This window comes from Ruegeria sp. AF2 (genome assembly GCF_056542025.1).
In genome coordinates, this window is sequence record NZ_JBQFZC010000004.1 from 460,856 (window position 1) to 484,016 (window position 23,161).

Here is a 23,161-nt window from a genome sequence, read left to right on the forward strand (position 1 = left end):
CAAGCTTTTCAGCACCACTAGGCTAACCACATGACTATACATGCTTTGTGGTGCCACCCACGCTCGGTTTCGACGGCGTTTGAACGGATCATGCGCGAGCGTGGTGATCTGTCGGTCCTGCACGAACCGTTCATGTACCACCACTACCTTACGACCAAGGATCGGCTTTTTCCGGGTTTCACTCCGGAACCGGGACATCCGGTGACCTACGATGAAATCCGCGCCATGATCCGCAAGACCGCGCAGGGTGGTCTGGTTTTCTTCAAGGACATGGCGTACTACGTCGCCGACAGACTGCCCCGCGATGCAGGGTTTGCGGGCGAAATGACCCACGCCTTTTTGGTGCGCAATCCCATCGAAGCCGCGCTTTCCTACGCAAAGCGCGATCCTGAGTTTACGCAGTTGGAGTTGGGGCATGAGGCGCAATGCAGGCTTTACAGCGCGTTGACCGAGCTGGGCCATAGCCCGTTGGTGATTACTGCAGATCAGTTGCGCAATGATCCGCAGACCACGTTGCGCCGCTACTGGGCACATGTGGGGCTTACGTTTCTGGACCATGCGTTCACGTGGAACGATGCTGTGCCGGATGGATGGGGTTCGGTTCAAAGCTGGCATACCGAAGTGCTGCAAAGCGGGGCGATCAAGGCGCCTGAAGCGGTCGACTTCCAAGCAGAGCTTCACCAGCTCGGAGAACCCTATACCGACATAGCTGCGCATCACGTACCGTTCTACGAGCGGATGTGTGAGATTGCAGAAAGCCAGGCCCATCAGAAGTATTCCTGATCTGGTTTTTCGGCTTTGCGGGCGGCGATGTAGTCCTTGAGAGCTGCATCAATGTCTCGGTCGAGGCCAGGGTCCTCATACCCTGCTAGTCGTTCCTTCCAAATGACGTTGGCCCGCACGGCCGCATCCTGTTCACCTGCCGCGTGCCATTGCTCGAACGAGTTATCGTCGGGTGTCCACGGGCGAAAGAGCGCAGTCATGAAGTTGGCTTGCGTATGTTCAGACCCAAGGAAATGTTGCCCCGGCCCTGTTGTGGCAATAGCCTCCATCGCCTGAGCATTTTCGCTCATATCGATCCCGTCAAAAAAGCGTCCGATCTTGCCGCACAGATCATGATCAATCACGGTTTTTTCGAACGAGGTCACCAACCCCCCTTCGAGCCAGCCGGTCGCATGGTTGATCAAGTTGGCACCGGCAAACATCGACATCATCAGACCCCACGCGGCCTCTTGCTGGCTTTGTGCATCGGACAGTTTGGACGAACTTAGTGTGCCAACAGTGTGCAGGGGCACCCCGAGCCTGCGCGCAAGTTGCCCCGCGGCGAGAACCATCAACCCGGCCTCAGGTGTGCCAAAAGTTGGCGCGCCGGATTTCATCGACATGGTCGAGGCGAAGCTGCCCATCAGACAAGGCGCGCCGGGGTTCACCAGTTGGGTTAACGTCATTGTCGCCATGGATTCGGCCAGCACTTGCGCAAGCGTGCCGGCCACGGTTGCGGGTGACATCGCCCCAGTCAGCACCCAGGGCGTGCAGGCGACGGGCTGGCCCGCGCGGGCATAGGTTTTCAGCGCGCCAGACATATGGCTGTCCATCACCAAAGGCGCATTGGTGTTAGACACGCAGTATAACGCGGGCTTCTCTGAGATGTCGCCAAAAACAATGCGCGCCATGTCAATTGCATGACCTGCCCGTTCAGCGCCGATAAAGGCCCCCATAAACGCGCGGTCAGAGTGGCGGATATGAGCGTAGAGCATATCCAGATGGCGCTTGTTGGCGGGCAGATCAACAGGTTCACAAACCACACCGCCCGAATGATGCAGCCATGGCAGCGTGTGGTGTAGCTTTACCAGATTGTTGAAGTCTTCATGGCTCGCATAACGCCGGCCGCGATCCAGATCATGCACAAAAGGCGGACCCCAGGACGGGCACAAAACCGTCGCATCGCCGCCAAGCTGGACAGTGTTTTTGGGGTTGCGGGCATGCTGTATGAACTGGCTTGGCGCGGTTGCCATGATGGTCCGGCGGCAAAAGCCGGGCGCGAACCGTACCCGTGTGCCGTCTACATCGCACCCTGCATCCGCAAAAATCAGGAGGATCTCAGGATCGTCTTGAAATTCCATACCCGTCTCAGAAAGGATGGTGTCGGCATTTGCCTCAATCTGCTCAAGCCCGGCATCGCTGAGGACACCGAAGGTTGAAAGCTTGCGCAAAATGAATGGCGCACGCGCGTCGTTCGGTGAGCGTTGCTTTGCCGTTTTTTTGCGGCGAGAGGTGCGTATGCGAGACATGTGATAACGATGCTGCAGCGATTGACCAAACCCAAGAAAATCTAAATAGTATTAGAAATTCTTATACTAAGGATGAGCCGTGCTTGATCGCTATAAAATGTCACCCAGTCTTATGCGCTCGCTTGAGGTGTTCCTTGCGGTAGCAGAAACAGGTCAAATGCGGGCTGGAGCGAGCCTGCTGAGTCTGTCACAACCCGCCGCATCTCAGCACATTTCCGCGTTGGAAAAGGCGTTCGGCACGACGCTACTGGACCGCAGCACGCGACCCGCAAAACTGACATACGCTGGTGCACGACTGCACGGCAAAGCGCAAAAGATACTTGATGCTTTGTCGGATATGGAAACCGAGTTGCGCCATGTCGGTGGCCAGTCCCTGACGCTGCTAAGGGTGGGCATTCAAGCCTCCGTTGCAACAACCCTTACACCGCCATTGATCGATCTTGCGCAAAAGATGTTCAACGTCGAAGATATCACATTGCACGCCGGGCAAAGCGGTAACCATGAGCATCTCTTGCGCACCAAGCAGGCGGACCTGGCAATTACATCAAACCCTTTTTTGGACATGGACGGGCTAGAACGGCATCACATTTTGACCGAAAAATACCTCTTGGTTCTTCCTGAAGCATACAACGGACCAACTGAAAGCCTGGAAGCAATCCAGACAAGGCTGCCTCTTGTACGTTTCGGGGATACGACCAATGCAGGACGCCAGATTGCCCAACACCTGCGACGACTGCGCTTCGAGCCTGACAAAGTCATACAGGCAGATCGCTCCAGCATGGTGACTTCCTGCGTTTCGACAGGACAGGGTTTTAGCCTTTTGACCCCGACGCTGTTGATCGATGGTCTCGTTGAAAACATGGCTTTGCGATTGCAAGAATTGCCTGTTTCGGGTTTGTCGCGCACGTTGACGGTTGTTGCGAGGAAAGAGGAGTTGCAAGGCTTGCCAGCGGCCGTAGCGGAGTTGTGCAAACAAAGGCTAGCAGAGCGAATAACTCTCCACATGGGTAATATCGGAGTTAACAGTGTGGAGCTCGAGCGGTCTAGTAGCTCAGTCTATAGTTGAATGGCGGTTGGCTAAATCGCCTGACTTCAAGACAAAATAACAGAAGCGGACATTCCGTCCGCAAAGTTGGAGATCGGGTTTGTCCGCATTGCGGTCGTTTTCGGCGACTTGCTTGTACGTCCACTTTGCGGACATTGCTGCCGTTCGCTGTTTTGGACCCAGCAGGAGCGAAGGCCCAAACCGGACCAAGATGCGCGTGAACGGCGTAAGCCGACCTACACAGGGCTCATTAGGGGCCGCCTGATGTTTCTGCGTATTCGTTAAGCACGTCCCAGACAATTTCTTGCATCCATGCCGCCTGCACCTTGTCCGGCCCGCCCTGCGTCAGCATCGTTGGCGGCAAGCCACGCGGATCGCCGTCGTAGATCACCGCGAAATGTGCCAGTGCGATGAGATAGTTACCCATCTTGTTGGGGTGAATGCTGTCTGAAAAAAGGTCGTGAATATCATTGAGCCCCGGGGCTGTGCCTGATGCAATTTCGTCATAAGCGCGAGCCATAATCAGAGGGCCAGGGATCATGTCCATTTCAGGCATCCCATCGGGCCGGTTTGCGTTGACGTGATCAAGAATGCTTTGCCACCGCACCATCTCCAACGGCAGTCGTTCGCGAAATGTCAAATGACCTTCAGGGTCGTTGTGGCGATTTTCAAAACCCGGACCGCTTTCGATATCGACCCAGCTTGCATAGAGCACGGACCGAGCGCCATCACCATTCGCGCCATGCTCCCACGCATGACTCGCCCAATGCAAAGCCCAGTGTTTGCTGTCATGATGGTCCATTGTGTTTGTCAGTGCGACACGTTCGGTGATTGCTAGAACGTCGTAACGGGCCATCACCTCAGGCTGACGGATATCCGGGTTACTCGCATTTTCCCATCGCCACTCCATCGGACTGCCCGGAATTGTAGCCTTGTCCAGTTTGCCGCCACGCATACTGGTTACACGTACCATGATCTCAAGCGGACCGATGACGCCATCGGTGAGGCTATGACCTGATTGTACGACGCGTAGCGCCGGTAGCCGCTCAGAGGCCGCAGCGCCAATCCCGAACGCCATACTTGCAAAGCTTGCCAGCACTAGTGCCTTGACCCGGTTGCTTCGATGTAAATTCATGTCAATCCTGAAAGGTTATTCCTAGGAGTGTACAAAATATATGGCTGTGTGCACAAACGCGTTAGGCTCTGAGCGCATCACAAGTGAGAGTCTTGAGGGTTTTCGGATCAAAATCATGCGGCCTGACTGCGTGAGTGCGCGGGCTCAAATTGGCCATTTCTGACAACTTTCGAAATGTGTAAAGTTGGCCTGGTTTTTGCTGTCCCTGCTTAGGTGCATCTAGCTAACCAAGGTTGGCTTGAAGAGTATAGCAGCTGCCAAAACACTGCGACTAGCCGACGTAGGCTCATTTCGCTGCGAAAGACCGCTTTTCTGCCTTTAACAGCCAATGCTGCGTCTTAGCCTGATGTCTGCTTTGAGCCCTAAGCGGCCATTGCAGAACCTCGATCTAACTTCCGCTTGTCGGCAAGGAGGCAGAGACCACTGTATGACCTCTGCCTCATCACTTCATCTATTGAAGAACTCTGCTACAGCGTCCGTCGACGCCTTTACTGCCTCGGGCTTGTAGTAGAAGTCCACATGAGAGAACTCATCAAACGCCAATTCCTCATGTTCATTCGTCAGCTTCTCAACGAACTGCGTTGAGCAAGGGGCTGTGAAGGCCGTGCCGCTGTAAATTGTCAGGGATGGCTGCACGATCTTGTCGGCGTAAGCTTCTCCAATGGAAATCAGAGACTGCATACCTTGATCGCCGATATGCATATTGGTGTATGTCGGAACCGCGACAGGGCCTTTGACCCCATCGCGTCCGTAGTAGTCATAGGATTCTCCGGCCATCGGGTTGACCCCCGATCCAACAAATTCTTCTCGGGTTTGCTCATCATTCAGCCCAAATGGTGCGACATAATCCGGCTCGCCGGTTTCATACATCTTCTGCATCGAGGCGTTCGAGGCCGCGATTTGCTGATTAACCATGTTGCGGTCGGTCCACTGGAAAGCGTCCGCGGCCATCATGCCGGAAACCATGGCAATCTTCTTGATCCGGTGATCGGTCACGGCGGCGGATGCGATGATCGAGCCGCCTTGGCAAACACCCAGACCGTAAATCTCGTCAACGAACGGCAGAGTGCCGAGGTAAGACACGGCGTCCCAGGTGTTTTCGATCAGCCGGAACATGTAGCGGGATTGCTTGTACTCTCCGGGCAGCGCAGGGGACGAGCCCATGCCGAGGTAATCGAAACCGAGGTAAATGAAGCCCCGTGCTGCCATTTCCGGCCCGTAAGTAGCCGGGATCTGATCTTTGACCTGAGGGAACGGGCTGGCCCCCACGATGGCCTTGTAGGTCTTGGTCTCATCAAAGCCTTCGGGCAGGTAGAGATCGCCCGCCAAATCCACGCCAAAGGATTTGAAGGTGACTTCGTTTTTACCCGCAGTGAGATTTTGGGTCGTTATGGTCTTGGTCCTTTCGGGATCAGGCAGCATTGCGCCTTGCTAAAGTAAATCGTTGTGTTTACTTATGGTGGCAAGCAGTGTTTTGTAAACACTTCTTTTTACTTTTGGAGCTGAATTCGTGAAACGCACTGAAAAGAAACGTAAAGATATCATCGATGCGGCCATCGATGAGTTCAAAGAGCAGGGGTTTCTGGGGGCAAAGACCACTTCAATCGCGAAAAAAGCGAACGTATCGAGTCGCACGCTCTACAATCACTTCGAGAGCAAGGAGGCCCTTTTCGAGGCGATCTCACAGATCATGCTGGAGCAAAACCGGAGCATGGAGCCAGCGCCCTATGATCCGGATCGTGACTTCGTCGAACAATTGAAGGAAGCCTTGTGGCGTTACATTGGGGTGATCACCGATGAGACCGCCATCGGATTGAACCGGATGGTCATCGCAGAATTCATCCGTGACCTTGAACGTTCCCGGCAATTCTTCACTGAAACAGCAACACATGATTACCCAATAACGAGGCTGATCAGCGAAGCCATGGATGCAGGCGTGATCCGAAAGGCTGATCCGGTTCTTGCGACCAACCAGCTTCTGGCGCTTGTAAAAAACTTCTTCTTCTGGCCAGAGTTCTTCCTTGGTGAGAACCCAACGCCGAAAGACGTACTGGACGATTGTGTCGCGATGTTTCTAAAGCACTACAAAGCGGACGTTTAAACGGCCATCACGAAGAGCAGGAAAGTCCGCAGGACTGACGTTCGGCATAAGCTAAGGGAATGTCGGCTTCGCCTTTTTCCTTGAATACTCGATATCGGTGCGGGTTGAGCAAATTCGCAACCAGCCTTGTGCAAAGAAAACAGGTTCTAGCCCGCACGGGCGAGGCTTACGCCCCGCCCTTTGCTAGGGTGTCCCGCTTCCAAAGAGGTTGCAGGTTGCTGTAACCGCAAAGTTCGGTGAGGTGCTCCAAAGACCGAGCAGCCGAAAGCCCATAGATCGGTCGGTGTGATCAATCCAGTATAGCCTAATCTCATTCCCAAAGGTCTCTCCCGAGGAAATCATTTTGATTTTCCATTGGACCGATCCAAAGAAGCTGTTTCCTCCAAGGCAGTTAAGTGCGTACCCTTTACCTCTAAGGAACAATCCTCTGGGTAGTCCAACACGGTTTTGAAGTTTCGATTCCCGTGCATTCATCCTCAAATAGTCTCCAAGTTCTCGTTACAAGACCCTGAGTAAACCATTGAAAATGAAGGGAATGGTGGGTGATGAGAGACTCGAACTCCCGACATCTTCGGTGTAAACGAAGCGCTCTACCAACTGAGCTAATCACCCGTGAGGGCTCATGTAGCTAAGCCCGTGCGTGGGTGCAAGAGGGTATGGCACAATTTCTTTTGCAAAATTGCGCAAGGTTTCAGATCAGCGTTTAGGCAACTGGGCGCGGTTACCAATCGAGCAAACTCATGTGTCATATCGTGGTTGAATAGCGAAATGCGGATATCGCTGTTCAGGCGAGGCGGATCAGACACGTTGTTTAGCGATTGAGCGCTCTACCTCGGGAGTTTCCGGTTTTAGAGAAGCGCGACAGCATATTGATCTTGGGTTGGGCGATTCTCGTTTTCCACCGAATTCTGAGTTCAATATGGGCCGTAGCTTTGGTTGTAAGGCCAAAGGGCCTTGCCTGCCACGTGTTGCCTCCGATATGCCCAGAGGGATTGCAACCCTCTGATCCGGAGGCAAAGAATGACGGGCGCCTGTCGCTGTCTGATCGCAGCTTTGGCCTTCTGCGCGATACTCGCTGCCCCGGTTCGGGCCGAGGGCGTGCTGGTTTTTGCCGCCGCCAGCCTCAAGACCGCACTGGACGTGATTGCCAGAAGTTATGAGGCTGAGACCGGGCAAGAGGTGACGGTGTCGTACGCGGCCTCCTCGGTGCTGGCACGGCAGATACAAGCGGGGGCGCCCGCCGATCTGTTCATTTCCGCCAACGAGGATTGGATGGACGTGCTGCAGGATCAGGGCCTGATCGATACCGCTTCACGTATTGAGTTGCTGGGTAACGGGCTGGTTTTGGTTGGTGCGCCGGGGGCTGACACGGCCGAGATTGAGGCAGGGTTTGACCTGAGCACCCGTCTAGGCAGTGGGTATCTGGCCATGGCTTTGGTCGATGCGGTGCCTGCGGGCATCTATGGCCAGGCCGCGTTACAGGGTCTGGGACTCTGGGGCGATGTTCAGGACCAGATCGCCCAGACGGACAATGTTCGTGCCGCGCTGGCGCTGGTTGCGACTGGGGCGGCGCCTTTGGGGATCGTCTATCGCTCGGACGCTGTGGCTGATGAGCGGGTCGGGGTCATCGGTGTCATCCCTGCGGATGTCCATCCGAAAATTGTGTATCCGGCAGCCCTGACGCCATCTGCGGGACCTGCGGCGCACACGCTTTTGACCTATCTGCAGGGTGAAGCGGCACGGGCCGAATTTGTGAGGCAGGGGTTCTCCCTGCCCGAAGGTTAGTACGATGGGATGGTTGGGCCCGGCAGAGATGGAGGCATTGCGCCTGTCGCTGCGCGTATCGTTCTGGGCAACGCTGATCACGTTGCCCTTTGGGATTTTCATTGCCTATGCGCTTGCGCGCTGGCGGTTTCCGGGGCGCCAGTTGCTGAATGGTCTGGTTCATCTGCCTCTGATCCTGCCGCCGGTGGTGACCGGCTATCTGCTGCTGCTGACCTTTGGGATTCAGGGGCCGTTGGGCGCGCCTTTGGCCGAGCTTGGGATCGTTTTTGCTTTCCGATGGACCGGCGCTGCGCTGGCTGCCGGGATCATGGCTTTTCCGCTGATGGTGCGCGCGATCCGGCTGTCGATCGAGGCAGTAGACCCAAAACTGGAACAGGCAGGCGCCACTTTGGGGGCGTCGCGTCTGCTGGTCTTTGGAACGGTGACGCTGCCAATGATCCTGCCTGGGGTCATTGCGGGCGCGATCCTGGCGTTTGCCAAGGCGATGGGAGAGTTCGGGGCCACGATCACCTTTGTTTCGAACATACCCGGTCAGACGCAGACTCTGCCCTCGGCCGTCTATGCGTTTTTGCAGGTGCCGGGAGGTGAGGCGGCGGCTACGCGGCTGGTGATCATCTCGATCATCGTCGCCATGGGCGCGCTATTGCTGTCGGAATATGTGGGCCGTCGCGTGGCCAAACGGGTGGCCGGGTCATGAGCCTGTCGGTCCGCCTGCGACACCAGCTGCCCGAGATGGCGCTGAATCTCGATTTCGACGCACCATCGGGGGTGACGGTTCTGTTCGGGCGTTCCGGTTCGGGAAAGACGACGGTGGTGAATGCCGTCGCCGGGTTGCTGAGACCCGAGGCCGGGCGAGTCGCGGTCGGCGATTGGGTGTTGTTCGACACGGATCGTGGGGTATGGCTGCCGCCGCATCGGCGGCGTCTGGGGTATATCTTTCAGGAAGGTCGCCTGTTTCCGCATCTGACCGTGCGTCAGAACCTGAATTATGGCCGCTGGTTCGCCCCGCGTGGGGCGCGTCGTGAGAGCCGGGATCGAGTGATCGAGATGTTGGGTGTCGGCCATCTGCTGGACCGTCGCCCCGCGATGCTGTCGGGGGGTGAGAAACAGCGCGTCGCCATTGGCCGCGCCCTGCTGGCCAGCCCGCGCCTGATCCTTGCGGATGAGCCTCTGGCCGCGCTCGACGACGCGCGCAAGGCCGAAATCCTGCCCTATTTCGAACGGTTGCGGGACGAGGTATCAGTGCCGATACTCTATGTGACCCATTCGGCGGCCGAGGTTGCCCGGCTTGCAACGTCCGTGGTTGCGCTGCAGGACGGGCGTGTCGTGCGGCATGGTCCCGCGTCCGATGTTCTGTCGGACCCATCCGTGGCCCCTGCAGGCGTGCGCGCGGTGGGGGCCGTTCTGCGGGTCCGTGTTACGGCGCATCACGACGATGGCCTGTCCGAACTTGATGCCGGTGGCGCTCGTCTTTACCTGCCTCGGATTGCCCATCAAATCGGCGAAGAGCTGCGTATTCGTATTCCGGCGCAAGAGGTGATCCTGTCCAATAGACCACCCGAGGGTCTTTCAGCCTTGAATGTGTTGTCGGGGCAGGTCGAGGCGATCCGGGCAGGTGAGGGGCCCGGTGCAATCGTGTCTGTCAAAACAACTGCGGGTGTTGTGCTGGCGCGCGTGACCCGACGCTCGGTCGCGGCGCTGGGTTTGCAGCAGGGCAGTGCATGCTATGCGGTGATCAAGACCGTCGCGCTGGCTCCGCAGGATGTCGGGGGGCGGGTTGTCTAGGACCTAGGCAAGCGCACGCGCCTCATGTTCGCGCAGGATCAGCCGCGCAGCAAGGCCGAAGCCGATATGTTCGCCCGAGGCGCGCTCGGGGAATATCTCGGCGAGTTCCTGCAGCGCGTCAGAAGACAGCGTGTGGAGGGTTTCTTCACCCAGAAACAGGCTTTCGGCCTGAGCCCCTTCGGCAAACAAAATCTCGTGCCTGTCCAGCAGAATATGCAGGTATTCGACCGGCTCATCACCGGTATCAATATCTATTCCCGGCCACGAGCACAGATGTTTGGCGGCGACCAACACTTCGGGCGCGCCGAACAGCATCTCGACCTTGGGGCCACGGATCAGGAGGCGATGCTGTTGAGACACCAGCAAATCGCGGGATGGAACACCGGGTCCCAGACTGCCTGCGGTCACACGCACCGGGCGCATCGCAGGATTTGCGCGCAACCGCTCGGGCGACATGGTGCTGCTTTCGATCCAGCGGATCGGCTGTATTCCGTGATCGGCAGTTAACACGTCGTCATCCACGCGCAGGGTCTCAATGGCGCGCTGGCCTTCCGCCGTTTCAATCAGAGTGCCTGCGGTAAAGCAAACGCCTTCGATAGTGATATCAATGATCTGGGTCTGGGTTCCACTGAAGGTGAAGAAACCATTGGCGAAATTGGCGGTGACCGTCACCTCGAACGAGTCCAATTGGATTTCTCCGTCATCGAGGCTATCGAAGAAGGCCGGGTCGACGGTATAGGTCCACGTACCGTTCGCATCTATTGAGGCGGTGCCGAAATCCGGTTGATCGGAGATTGCCCAGGTGGCCCCGGTGAAGGTCCCGAAATCCGATGTTGCGGTGACATCGAGGTCACCCGAGGCGACATTCGGAGGAAAGCCGGTCACGTCGCCCGTGATATCGCCCGATATGGTTACAACCGAAGTCATCCGTTTTCCAGCTCGAGCGTTCTGGCAAATTCGGCATCGCGGTAAAGGCGCATATGCACCTGTTGCTGGTCATCGCGTGTCCATTCGACGATACGTTTTGTGGATAGGTCGCTGCTGAGGCGATTGGTGCGCACGCGTGGGTGCGGGATGTCCCGTTTCAGCATGTCGACGATCTGACGAGTTTGGCCGAAGGGTGCCACCATATCGATGATCCAGAAGGATGAGCCACTGGCGAAATCGACATCTCTCAGCGGCTCTTCCTTCACCGCATAGCGATATTCGGCTTCCGGGCTGAGACCGGCAAATGTCACGAATCCGCGCGGAAAGCCGTTTTGGCGGAAGATGTGATACTGGCCCAATCTCAGCGGCGTTTCGAACGCATAGAGAACCTGCGCCAAACTGCGGTTACGATGCGTTTTGGTCAGGGCAGCCAGATAAAATAACGCACCGAAGTCGGCGTATTTTTCACCGGAAAGATCGAACCAGTCTTTGGGAAATGACTTTTCCACGGGCCACTCTGGAAACTGCTGATGCAGAGATCATAGCGCACCACATATTCAAAGAAAGAATTTTCACTCAAGTTGATGTGTTACGGGTTGAGTTAGACCTGAGGCCCGGTTTGACTATATTGATTCGTATAGGCTGGTTGGTCCCACGTCGTCTCAGCCGTGATCGCGTTTTTCATAGGGTGTTTTATATGCGTTTTCTTACATGCCTCTCTCTGACAGCCATCATACTGGCACCCACCATTGCGCAGTCTCAGGGCGTTGGTTTTGGCTATAAACTAAGACCGCAGTTCAGAACCCAGATCACGCCGCTAAAGGATGGAACCTACGAAGTGAAGCCCGTCGGCGGGTCCTCGGCCGCGGTCACCTATTGGTGTGGAATTGGGGATTATGCAGTTCGCACATTGGGAGTTTCAAACTCGCAGCGGATTTATGTTTCCAAAGCTTACGAGAAAGGTGTTCGCACAGTACAGTTTTCGCTAACTCCACCGCCCGGCGCGGATACCAATCCGGGATATTCTTTGACCGTCAACAGGGTGGGTGAGAACCTTTCCGCCGCTTCGGCGCAAAACTACTGCTTTGATAATTCCATCGATATGGGGTTTTAGCGGTCAGACCCATTTGGCCAAGGGCGGCAGACTCATCAGAACAGCATCGGGGTCGTGCCCGGTTTCCAGACCAAACTTGGTGCCCCGGTCATAGACCAGATTGTATTCGGCATAGAGCCCACGATGCACCAGCTGGGTGTTTTTGTCCGCGTCGTCAAAGCTTTGCACCCGGCGTTTTTCGACCAGAGGCAGAAAGGCGGGCAGGAAGGCGCGACCGATGTCCTGAGTCAGCGCAAAATCCGCCTGCCAGTCGCCGGTGCAATAGTCATCCATGAAGATCCCGCCGACACCCCGAGCGCGCTTTCGGTGGGGGATATAAAAATACTCGTCAGCCCAATCTTTGAGGCGCGGGTAGTGGCCGGGTCCGTGCGGGTCGAGATGCGCTTTTTGGGTGGCGTGGAAATGGGCGGTGTCGTCGTCATATTCGATGCAGGGATTCAGGTCGGAGCCGCCGCCGAACCACCAGGCATGTGGGGTCCAGAACATCCGGGTGTTCATATGGACCGCAGGCACATGCGGGTTCTGCATATGGGCCACAAGGCTGATGCCCGAAGCCCAGAACCGGGGGTCGTCCTTCATCCCCGGAATACCCTTGCGCGCGGCCATCGCGTTTTGCGCGCGCTCGCCCAGCGTACCAAAGACGGTTGAGACATTAACGCCCACCTTCTCGAACACGCGGCCCCCGCGCATCACCGACATCAGCCCGCCGCCCGCGTCGGAGCCATCGTCAGACTGCCGTTTAGTTTCTTTGACTTCGAACCTTCCCGGCTGAGAATCCGAGAAGGGGCCTGAGGTGTGGCTGTCTTCCAACGCTTCGAAGGCGGTTGCGATGTCATCTCGCAACTGGCGGAACCAGGCAGAGGCGGTGGCTTTTTCTTTATCAAACATTGGGATCAGTGGGCCGGGGCTGCGACAGGGTCCAGCAGGGTGCGGCCTCCGTCAATGGTTAGAATTTGGCCTGTCATGAAGCCCGCAGCGTCCGAAGCGAGAAATTGCGCGGTTTCGACCAGTTCGTTCGGAGCGGCAATCCGGGAAAGCGGAGTATGTTTTTCGATGTCGTCCCGGAAATCTCGGTTTTCTTTCAGCGTTGACTGCAATGAGGCGCTCATGACCGATCCCAGCGCGATGGAGTTTACGCGAATACGGCTGGGCGCAAGTGCAACCGCCAACGAACGGGTCATCTGATCCAGCGCAGCGGTCGAAACGGAATAGGCCATCAGATCGGGATGGGTGCGGCGTGCGGCAATCGAGGACAGGTTGATGATCGACCCGGCAGGGTTCTCATCGTCTCCATCAGCCTGTTTGATAAATCGCTTAGCCACTAGTTGGCTCAGTCGCAGCGCGGGCATCAGGTTCTGGTTCAGCAATGTGCGCACGGAATCGTCATCGGTGTCCAGCGGGTCCGACGGGATCACCTGCCGCGCACCATTGATCAGGATATCAACCTGATCAAACGCATCTAGCGTGGCCGAAAGCAGATTGGCTATGGTCAGCTTTTCACGCAGGTCACCGGCGAAATAACGGATGTTGCTGTCATCCGCCTGTTCGCCCAGCTCATCGGACAGGCGCTTTTCATCCATATCGGCGAACATGACATTGGCGCCTGCATCAGCAAAGTGCCGTCCGATGGCCAGTCCGATGCCGTTGGCACCCCCGGTGACGATTGCGGTCTTGCCCGCGATGGAAAAGGACATGCGAATCCTCCTGAGTTCTGGCGCAGGTTAGCGGGCCTCAGCCCCGAGGGCGAGAGGCATGGAAAACCTTGAAGCGGTTGTCTCCTGCCACTTCGTCAACACGGTCGAAAGCCTCGGCCAGCGTGGTCTCGTAAGGCAGGTGGCGATTTGCAACCATCCAGAGTTGACCGTTGCGGGTGAGGTTGCGTGCAGTACTGGTGATAAAGCCCTGGCCCAATGTCGGGTCGGCGCTGCGCGAGGTGTGAAAGGGCGGATTCATGATCACCATGTCCAGCGGCTCGGGCGCGCTCCATTTGGTGGCGTCGGCCCAGTGGAACTGCGCACGGGTGTCGGTGACATTGGCGCGGGCACAAGTAAGGGCGGTGTGGTCGGCCTCAACCAGATGCAGGCTGCGCAAGGTGTCGTCGATCAGCATGGCGGACAGAAAGCCCCAACCTGCACCCAGATCAGCGATGCGCGTGCCGCGCTTGGTTGGCAGAGACTTCAGCAGCAGGGCCGAGGCAGGATCGATACCATCGGCGGAAAACACACCGGGCGCGGTATGGAAGCCGTCAACCATTTGGTTTTCAGGCGCAGCCCAGTCGGCAAAGGCGTCCGCATCAGACTGAAACCAGAAAATCTTGCCATGTGCCTTCGAGATTGGACCCTCGATCGCAACCCGCTTGCGGATATCTTTCAGCAAACTGTCGACGCCATCGGTTTTGGCCCCGTCCACCACGATGACCCCGCTGGCGCGGCTGCAGGCCTGATGGATCAGCGCCCGGGCCAGCGCCTTGGCGCGCGGTAGAAACACGACCGCATCCTGGCAAGGCGCGTCACTATTGGGCGTAGCGACAAAGCCCTGCGTGGCAAAGTGATCGTGGAACGGTTTGAACGGCTGCACCATCTGCGCCTCGCGCGGAAGGTCCGACAAATCGTGGTCCGGGGTAGGCGCCAAAACAGTCAGCGGTTGCGACAGGCTGAGCCCGCTGTTCAAGGCTAGATCAAGGCGAGAGGACATGGCCGCGCGTTATTCTTCGCGTTCCATGGTGCATTGCAGCGGGTGCTGATGCCTGCGCGCGAAATCCATGACTTGCCCGACCTTGGTCTCGGCAATCTCATGGCTGAACACGCCAACCACGGCGACACCTTTCTTGTGGACGGTCAGCATGATTTCAAACGCTTGCGCATGGGTCATGCCGAAGAACCGTTCCAGCACATGCACCACGAACTCCATCGGCGTGTAATCGTCATTCAGCAACAACACCTTATACAGCGGCGGCCGCTTGGTCTTGGGGCGCGTTTGCACCAGGACCGACGTGTCGTCGTCTTCGTCGTCCTTTTCAGACATGATCCACTGGTGTTTGCGCATTGCTGTAAGAGAATCTCGATTAACACTACGAATTGTTTCCCGGCTTATATAACGTCACGGTGGCCAGAGAAAAGAGCAACCGGACGGAAATGCGATGCGGGACAAGCTGACAACAATCGGGTTCGATGCAGACGATACCCTTTGGCATAACGAGCGTTTCTTCCAGCTGACTCAGGCATATTTTGCCGAATTGCTGGCCGATCACGCCGATCACGATCACCTGATGGAAGGTCTACTTGCCGCCGAAAAGCGCAACATCCAGCACTATGGGTATGGCATCAAGGGCTTTACCCTGTCGATGATCGAGACAGCGATTGAGGTGACGGAAGATCGCGTACCGGCGCGCGTCATCCGCCAACTTGTTGAAGCGGGGCAGGAGATGCTAGCACATCCCATCGAACTGCTCCCCCATGCGCGCGAGGCCATCGAGGCGGTGGCCGAGACGCATAAGGTTCTGCTGATCACCAAGGGCGACCTGATCGACCAGGAGCGTAAGCTGGCGCAATCCGGATTGGGTGAGCTGTTCGATGGCGTCGAGATCGTGAGCGAAAAAACGGCGGCGACCTATGCGATGATTTTTGACCAGTACGGTGATGGACCCGACGCTTCGATGATGATCGGAAACTCGATGCGTTCTGACGTGGTGGCCCCAATCGAAGCCGGGTGCTGGGGCGTGCATGTCCCGCACGGGTTGGTATGGGAGGTCGAGCAGGCCGAGGTCCCAACTTCCAACCCACGGTTCCGCGAGTTGAAGGATTTGGGTGATCTTTCAGCTTTGATTGATCAGATTTCCTGACCTGTTGCCGTTTGACATCAGTCACAAAAAATTCGATGACACGGCTTGCCTGAAATTCGGCACAATCGCCGGTATGGTGTCCGGGCGCGCATGAAGCACCATATGTAGCGTGAATCTGATTGTGTATATGATCCACTCAAACGCAGCTTTCAGTTTCTTTAAACCCGTCCCTGTGTTAGCCTGAAGAATATCAAAATAAAAATTGCTGACCGGGAAAACCCGGCGGCGCGAGGCAGACAGAGGCAAAGATCGTGCAGATTCGGCGGACAGTTCCGGCCCGAATGGGCTTATTACTTATAGCATTTCTGTGGCTGCTTTCATTTGCACCACTTCAGGGCATGGCGGCCCCTTACGCGGCCATGGTGATCGACGCACGCACCGGAGAAGTGCTGCATTCCCGCAATGCCGACACGCGGTTGCATCCGGCATCTCTGACCAAGATGATGACGCTGTATATTGCGTTTGAGGCCGTGCGGAATGGTGAGATCACGTTGGACACTCAGGTGCGCATCACCAAGGCGGCAGCGGCTGAGCCGCCCTCGAAGCTGGGTTTGCGCACTGGGCAGCGAATCGCGTTTCGCTATCTGATCCGGGCGGCGGCGGTGAAATCCGCCAATGACGCGGCAACCGCGATCGGCATAGCCCTCAGCGGGTCCGAGGCGGCGTTTGCTCGTCGCATGACCCGCACCGCCAAGGCGATGGGGATGAGCCGGACCACCTTCAAGAATGCCCATGGTCTGACCGAGTCGGGGCATTTGTCGACCGCGCGGGATATGACCACGCTGGGCCGTCACCTGCTGTATGATTACCCGCAGTACTACAACCTGTTCTCGCGCCAATCGGCGAATGCCGGGATCAAGACTGTACCGAACACCAACCGCCGCCTTTTGGCAGCCTATCGGGGCGCCGATGGGATCAAGACCGGCTATACCCGCGCTGCAGGGTTTAATCTGGTTGCTTCGGCCAAGCGCAAGGATGAACGTATCATCGCGACCGTCTTCGGTGGCAAATCAGGTGCATCGCGCAACGCCCGGGTGGCCGAGCTTTTGGATATGGGTTTCCGCCGTGCCCCCTCGCGTGCGCCAATCCGTAAGCCCGCCCGCCCGGCCTATGCAGGGAATGCTGGTCTGGGTAGTGCACAAGTGGTCGCCCAAGCGGGCCCGCCGAAAAAGAGCCTGCGCCCGGTGTTGCGCCCAGTGGCGAGCGAAACGGTTCAGGTCGCGGGGTCGGTCGCCGCAACGGCTGAAAAAGACAACACCCGGATTCAGGACGGTATCGCTGCTGCGATTGCAGCAGCAGACATAGCACCGTCGGATGGCGCCAAGCCTTCCGAAAACGTGGTGCTGGCCTCGGTCGAACCGGCCAAACAGCCCGAGCCTGAACCCGAAGTTGTGACCCGCTTGTCCACTTCCGGCGGTCACCTTTGGGGCGTCAATGTTGGCCGCTACACCACACGGTATGAGGCCGAGAAGGTTCTGTTGAAAACTGCGCTGTCGGAAATGACCACTTTGGAAGGCACTTTGCGTAAGGTGAACCAAAGCTCGCGTGGGTTTGACGCGACATTTCAGGGTATGACCCGCGAACAGGCTGATCTGGCCTGTCGTCGGTTACAGGCGCGCAATGTCACGTGTTTCATGATCGGGCCGTCATAAGACCCGGCATTCTCTCCTGGATGGGCCTGGGCTGCGATGACCTCGCAGCCCATTTTTTATGGTAAATCAATCGAAGACGTGGCCGTGCTTGTACTGTTCATCTTGCCCGGCCGCCGCAGTTAAGGCTGCAACGTTATCCTTGGTGAAGAAACCGTCGTAGTGATGACAACGTTCGATGTATTCGGTGATCAGCAGCGTGTGTTTCGAGTGCTTTGAGAAGATCTGTTTCAGGTTCGGATCATCTTTGCATTCCCCGACCACATGGGCCAGGAACGGAACGCCCTTGTCTTTAAGAGTGTTGACCACGAAATCGACATTTTTCTCACCCGCGCCATGGTCGCCGTCCTGGATTTCAACCGCCATGTGGTGCAAGCGTCGTCCGAAATTACGCACAAAATCCTCGGTTGGCATCGGCAATTGCTCGAAAGAGTTCACGAATGAAGGCGTGTTGTTTGCAGTAAAGACTTTGGCAGGGGATTTCTTGTCGTCATCCACATTGGCATTGCGATTCACATTGGTCGACGAGTTCATGTCGAAGATGTTGTACGCCCCCCAGAAGTAATAAGGCACCATGGTCAGAAATTCGAGGATTGCGTCCTCACGTTCCCCGGCCAGAATGCGTGTCGCCAGATGGTCGATCCCCAGCATCAGTGGTGAGATATTGCTTTCGGTCCCAAAAGCGGCGGCCTGATCCAGCTTGACCTGTTCCGCATCACTCAACAGCACACGGTCACCCAGTCCCAGACTGTCTGTGTCGTTGAAATCCAGCGTGGAATAGCCGACGCGATTGCACGTGAAATCCGATGGCGTCGTAAAGCGGTATCCTTCCAGCGTGTAGAACGGATTTTCGGTGTCCCCAGAATATTCGAACCGAATATTCTGATCCTCCAGCGTTCCAGTCAGCGCCTTCAGGTCGGTGGCACCGTAAATCTCACCTACATATCGCGTCTGCGGCTTACCGCGCGCCAGCGGGTACATACGATTGATACGCGGGATGAAATCCTCGAATGCCGGGCTGAGCGGAGCCATCAGGATCAGCGCCGGATAATCGGCATGTGAATGCATCACCGAGAACTTGTGTGTCTGTCCCAAATAGCTTGCGGTGTGGCGATAGGGGGTCATCACATAAAGCTCGACCAGCGTGTCAAACAGCGCATCTGTCTCGACCTGAATGACAATGGCCCGCATCGCACCGACCTGATCCGCAATGCCCGAGCTGATGCGGCGCTCGTAAATCCTGGGAAGATATTCGGTGAAGAAGTCCGAGTTCTTCTTGTCGCCCCTTGGCTGGTAGGACATCAGATCAAAAGACATAGGCTCACCTCCTTGCGGCGCGTTGCTTGGATTTGTGGTAGTCAGATCATGCACTTGCCGCGATGCTAGGCGCAAAGCTTCGCTTGGGCAACAGCCTGTTCAGAGAAGCATCAGATGGAATGCTTGGTTTACACGTGCGAATGTGAACTTCGGGTCGGGCACGCCTAATCGGCAGTAATCCCGTACTTGAAGGCTAAGTCGCCAAGAACTGTGCCTTTCTGTGGTCCGTTTGCGTGAAAGAAACGTCTCACATTGGCCTGATAGAAATGCGTCACACAGGTTTTGGGAGTCGATACGTCGCCTATCGATATCCCTTCAGAGAAAAGCATGTAGCCTTTGGTGTTCCCAATCGGATTGAAAACCTCGTGGCTGAAGGCTTTATCGATATTATCGGATTTCTGGAAAACATGATTAAGAAGATCGGGCCCGAATGTAGTCTGTCTGCTGGTCACAATTTCGCGGCGTTCGCGGCCAGAGAATTGTCTTGCCTTTTTGGCGCGGCGCGGTGGAACCCAATCGGGAATAGCCTCGGGGTCCAGAGCAATCTCAAGCAGTTCTGACAATTCCTGAGACTCCGAGGGGACTCGCAGAACATTGTTGTTCAATAGCTTCGATTCCGCGTCCGTCCTGGCAAGAATGATATCCGTATCCGGCAGGGGCTGAAGCGCCACGCAATCGCAATCTGCCCAGATATAATTAGTGTCCCGCATTAGAATGAGCCTGAATATGTCGGATGCCACACGAGGAGTCGTGCCAAGCTTGGTCAGAATCTGCGAATCCAAAACCTCCCGATAGTCTCGGAGCGGAAGGTCGCTCTCGGTTTCGCGCAGCGACTCCTCGCAGAACAGTTCTACGGGATGCCCGATTTCCTGAAATGTTTTGATCGCGACTTTGTTGAACCATGGCAGTTCATTGCCAAGCCACAGAAATCCAACTGTTTTCACCGCCACCTCGATCGAAGATTTAATGCATCCGGGACATTCAGGGAATGTTGGTCAACATTAGTAGCCATGTTCGCGGGGGCAAGTAAGAACGCACTTTCTGAATGAAATAGCATGCTTGTGCATCTAAACACGGCCATTGAAGCTGAGATAGATCCGAGCAGGCGAATGATCGATCAAGGATAAGCGCAGTTTCAGGTAAATAACATGACGCTCTAACGGATGAATTTTGTGACCTCGACTCCGCCCGCGATCAGGTTCTCGCGCACCGAGTGCGCGATCTGAACTGCCGTCGGGCCATCACCATGCAGGCAGATCGTATCGATTGAGGTCTCAAGGCGTTTGCCGGATTTGGTGATGATGGCGCCTTCCTTCACCATTTCCAGAATACGTGGTCCGGCCAGCGCCGGATCATGGATCACGGCTCCCGGCAGTGACCGATCCACCAAAGTGCCATCGTCATTATAGGCACGGTCGGCAAAAATCTCGCCCACCCATTTGCAGCCCAGCTCGCGCACCGCTTCTTCTTGTTTGGTGACCGCCAACACCATGATGATGATGTCCGGGTCCACGTCCAATGCACCCTGATAACAGGCCCGCGCCATATCGATATCGACCGAACACATGTTGGCCAGCGCCCCGTGCAATTTCAGGTGACGTACTTCGGTGCCCACCGCCTTGGCCATACCGATTGCCGATCCAAGCTGATAACGCACCAGATTGCGCAAACTGTCATGGGGCACTTTCATGTTTCGACGCCCAAATCCCTGCAGATCAGGAAAACCGGGATGCGCACCGATGCCCACACCGTTCTGGGCTGCCAGAGCCATGGTCTTGGCCATCACATCAGGGTCACCCGCATGAAAGCCACAGGCAATATTGGCCGAGGTGATGATCTTCAGAAGGCTTTCATCATCACCCATCTTCCACGGGCCAAAGCTTTCGCCCATATCGGCATTCAGATCGACGCTCGGCATCGCAATAACTCCTTATTCGGTGGCAGAGATCATTCCGCTGATCAGTTGGTAGGACAGGAGGTCCGGGATGTCATGTGGATCGCGGACCAAGGGTTCAACACGGGCGGGCAGGCGGGCAAGATCGGCCTTAAATGCGGCTTGCAGCGTGATGGCTTGTTCCAGTGTTACGAATTCGAAGCGCACCTCGCCTCCCGCCGGGGTCTGTGCAGCGCGGGGCAGATCACAGGGCAGAACGGTTGCGATGCGCGGGTAACCTCCGGTGGTCTGGCACTCGGGCAGTAGGATGAAGGGCGCACCGGTGCCGGTCATCTGTATATCGCCGGGGGTTATGACTTCGGACAGTATGTTCAACTGACCCTTTGCCGCGAAGCCGTTACCGTCGCTATCCAGCTGCATGCCCATCCGGTTGGCTCGGGCACCGCGGCGGAATGTCGTTTGCGTAAACCGTGCCAGCGTCTCGTCATCGAACAGGGCGGTTTGAAAGCTGGCCACAACCCGCAACGTCCCACCTGAAAACCGATCCTCCGAACGCAGCTTCAGGCCGGTCTTGCCATTTTCCGTCGAAGGCAGGTGATCACCCGCTTGAACGGCGCGCCCGATCCTTGCGGTCAGATGGGCCGCGCGTGAGCCGAGCGTCATGTCGGTCCCGATCCCGCCACCCAGATTCAGATACCCGTAACTGCCCTGCAGCACCGACCCGACTACCAGCCGCTGCCCAGCCTCCATCTGATGCGAGGCATTCCACAAGACGGGGCTGCCATCGATACTGGCCTGCATCGGTGCGCCGGTCAGCGCGATGGCGGTTGGTGCGGTTGCCTCAAACTCACCACCCATCCCTGCCATTTCGAGGGCGGCGCTCGTTGGGGTGTTACCAAGCAACGCGGCCCCTTCATAAAGCGCCGCTATATCTGCGGCACCCGAACGCGACAGGCCTTGATCCAGATACCCGGTGCGCCCTTGATCCTGAACCGTGCAAGCTGGGCCGATGCGATGGACGATCAGCGTCATGTCGTGATCTCCTCGCAACTCGCACCACCAGAGCCATCAGTGCAGGTTGTACGGATATCCTCAAGCTCTTCGCGCGTGACTGAGATGAACTGCATCTCATCACCGGGGTTGAGGGCAAAACTTCGCCCCATGTCCGGACGAAAGCAACGAAACGCGGTTTGTCCAACATGACGCCATCCGGTTGGGGTTGGCCCCGAGAACAGGACAAATTGCGAAATTGCCAAAACCAACGCCCCTTCAGGTACCATCGGCGTCAGCTCTTTCAGGCGTGGAATGTTGAATTCGGGTCCGAGTGGCCCGAGATAAGGTTGGCCCGGCGCAAATCCGATGGTTAAAACCCGCACACGCGATTGGCTGAGACGATCAATGGCGTCCGCTGGTGACAACCCTGCTGCCAATGCCGCGTCTTCTAGCTGTGGCGCAAGATCGGAACAGTAGACCGTCGGCACTTTCCAGAATCGTCGCCCCGCAGGCAAAGATGCAGCGTACCAATCGCGACTGACCAGCATAGCCCGCAGCAACTCTTCGATGTCCCGATGCGACAGGCTTAATGGATCAAACCTAATAAATGCAGATGCCAGCGAGGCCGAAGTCTCAAGCACGCCGTCAATCTGCTGCGCCTCGACTGCGCCCCGAAACGCCAGGGCGGCGCGGTTGGACGGCTCGGACATGGTTTGCGCAAAGGTCACCAACAGACCGTCAAATCCAACGGTTCGCAGCAAGGGAAACTTAATGTCATTCGTCATATCAAGGTCACAGGCGTATCGGGTTTGCTTTGAAAAGACCTGAGCCTATCCATAGACAATGCGCAAGGCCCTGTAAGACCAACTTGCATTGCGCCTGACGGCGCCGATATCGGGTGCGATTCCGGGATTGGAAATGAATCGCTGATTGCCGTCGAGTCGGTATAGTCTTGTGGGTGACTGTAGTGTTCTCACTATATGTTGGGTTTGAACCAACAAGCACTGAAACCTAGGCGGTATATCTGATGTGCTTGAAGGATGATTTTCGCCGATTTCTATGAGGTGAGTGCCACTCAACTGTTTGAAACTATTTCTTAAAAAATGAATTTGAAGTTTTTTGCGATATTCTTGAATTTTCCACTTGCGCGTTGAATGCGTAAGGCATAGAACGCCCTTCACCGGCGCTGCTGAGGTGCTGGGACGCGGTGGAAGCTGCGGAGACGCTCGGGAGAGACTGGGGGCATCTGAGGTTTTTGATTGGGCGGTGGCGCTGAGAGATTGG

At 56.6% G+C, this 23,161-nt stretch carries 23 protein-coding genes, 1 tRNA gene and 1 pseudogene; 10 read left to right on the forward strand and 15 right to left on the reverse strand.

Annotated elements, in window-relative coordinates; translation table 11 throughout:
- Positions 1-30 precede the first annotated feature (30 nt).
- Positions 31-783, forward strand: coding sequence for a sulfotransferase-like domain-containing protein (locus ACR0NM_RS15600; RefSeq protein WP_170396015.1), 753 nt, complete (start codon positions 31-33; stop codon positions 781-783).
- Here the strand turns inward: ACR0NM_RS15600 and ACR0NM_RS15605 are convergent.
- Positions 768-2,291 carry a trimethylamine methyltransferase family protein gene (locus ACR0NM_RS15605; RefSeq protein WP_170566487.1) on the reverse strand — a complete coding sequence of 508 codons (1,524 nt, stop codon included), beginning with the start codon at positions 2,289-2,291 and terminating at the stop codon, positions 768-770. The genes ACR0NM_RS15600 and ACR0NM_RS15605 overlap by 16 nt on opposite strands.
- 112 nt (positions 2,292-2,403) lie before the next feature.
- Here ACR0NM_RS15605 and ACR0NM_RS15610 point away from each other — a divergent pair.
- Both ACR0NM_RS15610 and ACR0NM_RS15615 read left to right on the forward strand, forming a co-directional pair.
- A pseudogene (locus ACR0NM_RS15610) lies at positions 2,404-2,568 on the forward strand (helix-turn-helix domain-containing protein); the annotation flags it as partial.
- A 60-nt stretch (positions 2,569-2,628) separates the two neighbouring features.
- Positions 2,629-3,357, forward strand: coding sequence for a substrate-binding domain-containing protein (locus ACR0NM_RS15615; protein WP_255612158.1), 729 nt, complete (start codon positions 2,629-2,631; stop codon positions 3,355-3,357).
- A 229-nt stretch (positions 3,358-3,586) separates the two neighbouring features.
- Here ACR0NM_RS15615 and ACR0NM_RS15620 read toward each other — a convergent pair whose 3' ends face one another.
- Positions 3,587-4,471 (reverse strand): hypothetical protein, encoded by an 885-nt coding sequence (locus ACR0NM_RS15620; RefSeq protein ID WP_480615532.1) that lies wholly within the window; start codon positions 4,469-4,471, stop codon positions 3,587-3,589.
- Positions 4,472-4,918: 447 nt separating this feature from the next.
- Positions 4,919-5,893, reverse strand: coding sequence for an alpha/beta hydrolase (locus ACR0NM_RS15625; RefSeq protein ID WP_480615534.1), 975 nt, complete (start codon positions 5,891-5,893; stop codon positions 4,919-4,921).
- A gap of 88 nt (positions 5,894-5,981) precedes the next feature.
- On the opposite strand from ACR0NM_RS15625, the gene ACR0NM_RS15630 reads away from it, so the two are divergent.
- Entirely contained in the window at positions 5,982-6,572 is a 591-nt protein-coding gene (locus ACR0NM_RS15630) for a TetR/AcrR family transcriptional regulator (RefSeq protein ID WP_480615536.1), read from the forward strand.
- A 536-nt stretch (positions 6,573-7,108) separates the two neighbouring features.
- Here ACR0NM_RS15630 and ACR0NM_RS15635 read toward each other — a convergent pair.
- Positions 7,109-7,184: transfer RNA gene (locus ACR0NM_RS15635), tRNA-Val, on the reverse strand.
- A 408-nt stretch (positions 7,185-7,592) separates the two neighbouring features.
- Here ACR0NM_RS15635 and modA point away from each other — a divergent pair.
- From modA to modC, 3 genes are read left to right on the forward strand one after another with little or no spacing between them, the layout of a single operon-like run.
- A complete protein-coding gene (modA, locus tag ACR0NM_RS15640) occupies positions 7,593-8,357 on the forward strand; it encodes a molybdate ABC transporter substrate-binding protein (RefSeq protein ID WP_480615538.1) in 765 nt (254 codons plus the stop codon).
- A gap of 4 nt (positions 8,358-8,361) precedes the next feature.
- Positions 8,362-9,054, forward strand: a complete 693-nt coding sequence (modB, locus tag ACR0NM_RS15645; RefSeq protein WP_170423885.1) for a molybdate ABC transporter permease subunit — start codon at positions 8,362-8,364, stop codon at positions 9,052-9,054.
- On the forward strand, positions 9,051-10,142 hold the full coding sequence (modC, locus tag ACR0NM_RS15650; RefSeq protein ID WP_480615540.1) for a molybdenum ABC transporter ATP-binding protein: 1,092 nt from the start codon (positions 9,051-9,053) through the stop codon (positions 10,140-10,142). The genes modB and modC overlap by 4 nt, the downstream gene beginning before the upstream one ends.
- A 3-nt stretch (positions 10,143-10,145) precedes the next feature.
- On the opposite strand, the gene ACR0NM_RS15655 is transcribed toward modC, so the two are convergent.
- The gene (locus ACR0NM_RS15655; RefSeq protein WP_480615542.1) at positions 10,146-11,069 is read right to left on the reverse strand and encodes a Hint domain-containing protein; all 924 of its coding nucleotides are present in this window, start codon (positions 11,067-11,069) and stop codon (positions 10,146-10,148) included.
- Positions 11,066-11,578, reverse strand: a complete 513-nt coding sequence (locus tag ACR0NM_RS15660) for a toxin-activating lysine-acyltransferase (protein WP_480615544.1) — start codon at positions 11,576-11,578, stop codon at positions 11,066-11,068. Before ACR0NM_RS15660 ends, ACR0NM_RS15655 begins: the two co-directional genes overlap by 4 nt.
- 188 nt (positions 11,579-11,766) lie before the next feature.
- On the opposite strand from ACR0NM_RS15660, the gene ACR0NM_RS15665 reads away from it, so the two are divergent.
- Positions 11,767-12,183, forward strand: coding sequence for a hypothetical protein (locus ACR0NM_RS15665; protein WP_170396038.1), 417 nt, complete (start codon positions 11,767-11,769; stop codon positions 12,181-12,183).
- A 3-nt stretch (positions 12,184-12,186) separates the two neighbouring features.
- On the opposite strand, the gene hemF is transcribed toward ACR0NM_RS15665, so the two are convergent.
- Genes hemF through clpS form a run of 4 tightly spaced genes read right to left on the reverse strand, consistent with a single transcriptional unit; the run spans position 12,187 to position 15,228 of the window.
- Positions 12,187-13,071: an oxygen-dependent coproporphyrinogen oxidase gene (gene hemF / locus ACR0NM_RS15670; protein ID WP_480615546.1), complete on the reverse strand. Its 885-nt coding sequence runs from the start codon at positions 13,069-13,071 to the stop codon at positions 12,187-12,189.
- Between the two features lie 5 nt (positions 13,072-13,076).
- Positions 13,077-13,877 (reverse strand): SDR family NAD(P)-dependent oxidoreductase, encoded by an 801-nt coding sequence (locus tag ACR0NM_RS15675; RefSeq protein ID WP_170408883.1) that lies wholly within the window; start codon positions 13,875-13,877, stop codon positions 13,077-13,079.
- Between the two features lie 37 nt (positions 13,878-13,914).
- A complete protein-coding gene (locus ACR0NM_RS15680) occupies positions 13,915-14,877 on the reverse strand; it encodes a class I SAM-dependent methyltransferase (protein ID WP_480615548.1) in 963 nt (320 codons plus the stop codon).
- A gap of 9 nt (positions 14,878-14,886) precedes the next feature.
- Entirely contained in the window at positions 14,887-15,228 is a 342-nt protein-coding gene (gene clpS, locus ACR0NM_RS15685; protein WP_170396046.1) for an ATP-dependent Clp protease adapter ClpS, read from the reverse strand.
- 94 nt (positions 15,229-15,322) lie between these two features.
- Between clpS and ACR0NM_RS15690 the strand changes: the two genes are divergently transcribed.
- Together ACR0NM_RS15690 and ACR0NM_RS15695 are read left to right on the forward strand one after the other, a co-directional pair.
- Positions 15,323-16,024 carry an HAD family hydrolase gene (locus ACR0NM_RS15690; RefSeq protein ID WP_480615550.1) on the forward strand — a complete coding sequence of 234 codons (702 nt, stop codon included), beginning with the start codon at positions 15,323-15,325 and terminating at the stop codon, positions 16,022-16,024.
- Positions 16,025-16,305: 281 nt separating this feature from the next.
- Positions 16,306-17,676 carry a D-alanyl-D-alanine carboxypeptidase family protein gene (locus ACR0NM_RS15695; protein ID WP_480615552.1) on the forward strand — a complete coding sequence of 457 codons (1,371 nt, stop codon included), beginning with the start codon at positions 16,306-16,308 and terminating at the stop codon, positions 17,674-17,676.
- 66 nt (positions 17,677-17,742) lie between these two features.
- Here ACR0NM_RS15695 and ACR0NM_RS15700 read toward each other — a convergent pair whose 3' ends face one another.
- From ACR0NM_RS15700 to ACR0NM_RS15720, 5 genes are all read right to left on the reverse strand, one after another.
- Positions 17,743-18,990 carry a hypothetical protein gene (locus tag ACR0NM_RS15700; RefSeq protein ID WP_170514121.1) on the reverse strand — a complete coding sequence of 416 codons (1,248 nt, stop codon included), beginning with the start codon at positions 18,988-18,990 and terminating at the stop codon, positions 17,743-17,745.
- Positions 18,991-19,154: 164 nt separating this feature from the next.
- Positions 19,155-19,934, reverse strand: coding sequence for a hypothetical protein (locus tag ACR0NM_RS15705; RefSeq protein ID WP_480615554.1), 780 nt, complete (start codon positions 19,932-19,934; stop codon positions 19,155-19,157).
- A 212-nt stretch (positions 19,935-20,146) separates the two neighbouring features.
- Positions 20,147-20,908: a 5-oxoprolinase subunit PxpA gene (locus ACR0NM_RS15710; protein WP_170514124.1), complete on the reverse strand. Its 762-nt coding sequence runs from the start codon at positions 20,906-20,908 to the stop codon at positions 20,147-20,149.
- Between the two features lie 12 nt (positions 20,909-20,920).
- Positions 20,921-21,916 (reverse strand): 5-oxoprolinase subunit C family protein, encoded by a 996-nt coding sequence (locus ACR0NM_RS15715; protein ID WP_480615556.1) that lies wholly within the window; start codon positions 21,914-21,916, stop codon positions 20,921-20,923.
- Positions 21,913-22,662, reverse strand: a complete 750-nt coding sequence (locus tag ACR0NM_RS15720) for a 5-oxoprolinase subunit B family protein (RefSeq protein ID WP_480615558.1) — start codon at positions 22,660-22,662, stop codon at positions 21,913-21,915. The genes ACR0NM_RS15715 and ACR0NM_RS15720 overlap by 4 nt, the downstream gene beginning before the upstream one ends.
- Positions 22,663-23,161 lie beyond the last annotated feature (499 nt).

Bases quoted from the DNA above. Each gene is read 5' to 3' on its own strand.
- ACR0NM_RS15600 (WP_170396015.1), top strand. From the start codon at position 31: ATGACTATACATGCTTTGTGGTGCCACCCACGCTCGGTTTCGACGGCG.
- ACR0NM_RS15605 (WP_170566487.1), bottom strand. From the start codon at position 2,291: ATGTCTCGCATACGCACCTCTCGCCGCAAAAAAACGGCAAAGCAACGC.
- ACR0NM_RS15615 (WP_255612158.1), top strand. From the start codon at position 2,629: ATGGAAACCGAGTTGCGCCATGTCGGTGGCCAGTCCCTGACGCTGCTA.
- ACR0NM_RS15620 (WP_480615532.1), bottom strand. From the start codon at position 4,471: ATGAATTTACATCGAAGCAACCGGGTCAAGGCACTAGTGCTGGCAAGC.
- ACR0NM_RS15625 (WP_480615534.1), bottom strand. From the start codon at position 5,893: ATGCTGCCTGATCCCGAAAGGACCAAGACCATAACGACCCAAAATCTC.
- modA (WP_480615538.1), top strand. From the start codon at position 7,593: ATGACGGGCGCCTGTCGCTGTCTGATCGCAGCTTTGGCCTTCTGCGCG.
- modB (WP_170423885.1), top strand. From the start codon at position 8,362: ATGGGATGGTTGGGCCCGGCAGAGATGGAGGCATTGCGCCTGTCGCTG.
- modC (WP_480615540.1), top strand. From the start codon at position 9,051: ATGAGCCTGTCGGTCCGCCTGCGACACCAGCTGCCCGAGATGGCGCTG.
- ACR0NM_RS15655 (WP_480615542.1), bottom strand. From the start codon at position 11,069: ATGACTTCGGTTGTAACCATATCGGGCGATATCACGGGCGACGTGACC.
- ACR0NM_RS15665 (WP_170396038.1), top strand. From the start codon at position 11,767: ATGCGTTTTCTTACATGCCTCTCTCTGACAGCCATCATACTGGCACCC.
- hemF (WP_480615546.1), bottom strand. From the start codon at position 13,071: ATGTTTGATAAAGAAAAAGCCACCGCCTCTGCCTGGTTCCGCCAGTTG.
- ACR0NM_RS15675 (WP_170408883.1), bottom strand. From the start codon at position 13,877: ATGTCCTTTTCCATCGCGGGCAAGACCGCAATCGTCACCGGGGGTGCC.
- ACR0NM_RS15680 (WP_480615548.1), bottom strand. From the start codon at position 14,877: ATGTCCTCTCGCCTTGATCTAGCCTTGAACAGCGGGCTCAGCCTGTCG.
- clpS (WP_170396046.1), bottom strand. From the start codon at position 15,228: ATGCGCAAACACCAGTGGATCATGTCTGAAAAGGACGACGAAGACGAC.
- ACR0NM_RS15690 (WP_480615550.1), top strand. From the start codon at position 15,323: ATGCGGGACAAGCTGACAACAATCGGGTTCGATGCAGACGATACCCTT.
- ACR0NM_RS15695 (WP_480615552.1), top strand. From the start codon at position 16,306: ATGGGCTTATTACTTATAGCATTTCTGTGGCTGCTTTCATTTGCACCA.
- ACR0NM_RS15700 (WP_170514121.1), bottom strand. From the start codon at position 18,990: ATGTCTTTTGATCTGATGTCCTACCAGCCAAGGGGCGACAAGAAGAAC.
- ACR0NM_RS15710 (WP_170514124.1), bottom strand. From the start codon at position 20,908: ATGCCGAGCGTCGATCTGAATGCCGATATGGGCGAAAGCTTTGGCCCG.
- ACR0NM_RS15715 (WP_480615556.1), bottom strand. From the start codon at position 21,916: ATGACGCTGATCGTCCATCGCATCGGCCCAGCTTGCACGGTTCAGGAT.
- ACR0NM_RS15720 (WP_480615558.1), bottom strand. From the start codon at position 22,662: ATGACGAATGACATTAAGTTTCCCTTGCTGCGAACCGTTGGATTTGAC.